Annotated in this window: 3 protein-coding genes; all 3 read left to right on the top strand. The window is 68.2% G+C overall.

Annotated elements, in window-relative coordinates; all coding sequences use genetic code 11:
- Positions 1-889 (top strand): tRNA (adenosine(37)-N6)-threonylcarbamoyltransferase complex transferase subunit TsaD (gene tsaD / locus VN856_RS04575; protein ID WP_325686595.1); only part of this gene is annotated, 889 nt, incomplete at its 5' end.
- Positions 890-1,077: 188 nt separating this feature from the next.
- Complete coding sequence (gene groES / locus VN856_RS04570) at positions 1,078-1,380, top strand: co-chaperone GroES (RefSeq protein WP_325686593.1); 303 nt, start codon at positions 1,078-1,080, stop codon at positions 1,378-1,380.
- A gap of 92 nt (positions 1,381-1,472) precedes the next feature.
- Positions 1,473-2,036: TCP-1/cpn60 chaperonin family protein (locus VN856_RS04565; protein WP_325686590.1), on the top strand; the 564-nt coding region annotated here is incomplete at its 3' end.

Here is a 2,036-nt window from a genome sequence, read left to right as displayed (position 1 = left end):
CGTCGTGCCCGAGGTCGCGTCGCGGGCACATCTGGAGGCGCTCGAACCGGCCATGCGCCGCGCGCTGGCCACCGCGGGCCTGACCAAACCCGACGTCGTCGCGGCCACGATCGGGCCGGGGCTGGCCGGTGCCCTCCTGGTCGGAGTGGCTGCGGCCAAAGCATATTCGGCGGCCTGGGACGTTCCGTTCTACGCGGTGAACCATCTGGGCGGTCACCTGGCCGCCGACGTCTACGAGCACGGCCCGCTGCCGGAGAGCGTGGCGTTGCTGGTGTCTGGCGGCCACACCCACCTGTTGCATGTCCGGTCGCTCGGCGAGCCGATCGTCGAGCTGGGCAGCACCGTCGACGACGCGGCGGGGGAGGCCTACGACAAGGTGGCGCGGTTGCTGGGGCTGGGCTATCCCGGCGGCAAGGTGCTCGATGACCTGGCGCGGACCGGTGACCGCGACGCGGTCGTGTTCCCCCGCGGCATGACCGGGCCGCGCGACGAGCCGCACGCGTTCAGCTTCTCCGGGCTCAAGACCGCTGTCGCGCGCTACGTGGAAAGCCATCCGGACGCCGGGACCGCCGACATCGCCGCGGGCTTTCAGGAATCGGTGGCCGACGTGCTGACCATGAAGGCGGTCCGTGCGGCGACCGAGTTAGGGGTCTCCACCCTGCTGATCGCCGGTGGCGTCGCCGCGAACTCACGTCTGCGGGAGCTCGCCGCCGAGCGCTGCGCGGCCGCCGGGTTGGCGCTGCGCATCCCCGGGCTGCGACTCTGCACCGACAACGGGGCGATGATCGCGTCGTTCGCCGCACACCTGGTCGCCGCAGGTGCGTCGCCGTCTGCGCTCGATGTCGCCAGCGACCCGGGACTGCCGGTGATAAAAGGCCAAGTCAGCTGACAGCGAAGAAGCACCGGGTCGATCTTGAGTGCTAGCACTCGCATGTATAGAGTGCTAGGTGGCAATCGGACAACCCCGGGCGTCGGCACCCGCGACGACGACGCGTAGGCACGGACGAAAGCCAAAACACCTGGTAAATCGGGGCAACCGCCCCGGACCTGCTATCAACTAAGTGGAGGGCTCCAATCGTGGCGAGCGTCAACATCAAGCCACTCGAGGACAAGATCCTCGTACAGGCCAACGAGGCCGAGACCACGACCGCATCCGGTCTGGTCATTCCCGACACCGCTAAGGAAAAGCCCCAAGAGGGCAAAGTCGTCGCCGTCGGCCCCGGCCGGTGGGATGAGGACGGCTCGAAGCGGATTCCGCTGGACGTGTCCAAGGGCGACACCGTCATCTACAGCAAGTACGGCGGCACCGAGATCAAGTACAACGGCGAGGAGTACCTGATCCTGTCGGCCCGCGACGTGCTGGCCGTCGTCGACAAGTAGCTAGAGGCGTGTTCCGCCCCGGCGAACACCTGCGTCAACGCGTGGGTGATTTCCGGGGCGGATCGCTTATGAGACGGGACAAGTAAGGACCTATGAGCAAGCAGATTGAGTTCAACGAAACCGCGCGCCGGGCGATGGAAGCCGGCGTCGACAAGCTCGCCAACGCGGTCCGCGTGACGCTGGGCCCGCGCGGCCGGCATGTGGTGCTGGCCAAGGCCTTTGGCGGGCCCTCGGTCACCAACGACGGCGTCACCGTCGCCCGCGACATCGACCTGGAAGACCCGTTCGAGAACCTGGGCGCCCAGCTGGTCAAGTCGGTGGCCACCAAGACCAACGACATCGCCGGCGACGGCACCACGACCGCGACGGTGCTGGCGCAGGCCATCATCAAGCACGGACTGCGCAACGTCGCGGCCGGAGCCAACCCCATCGCACTGGGGCTGGGGATCGGCAAGGCAGCGGACGCGGTGTCCGAGGCGCTGCTGGCAGCGGCCACCCCGGTGTCCGGCGAGAAAGGCATCGCGCAGGTCGCCACCGTGTCGTCGCGTGACGAGGAGGTCGGCGCGCTGGTCGGCGAGGCGATGTCCAAGGTCGGCCACGACGGCGTGGTGAGCGTCGAGGAGTCGTCGACTCTGAACACCGAGCTGGAATTCACC

The sequence above is a fragment of the Mycobacterium sp. genome, from assembly GCF_035603715.1.
In the GTDB taxonomy this organism is placed as follows: Bacteria; Actinomycetota; Actinomycetes; order Mycobacteriales; family Mycobacteriaceae; genus Mycobacterium.
Note: the sequence above shows the minus strand (reverse complement) of the source record. Positions and strands in the feature narration are given on the sequence as shown.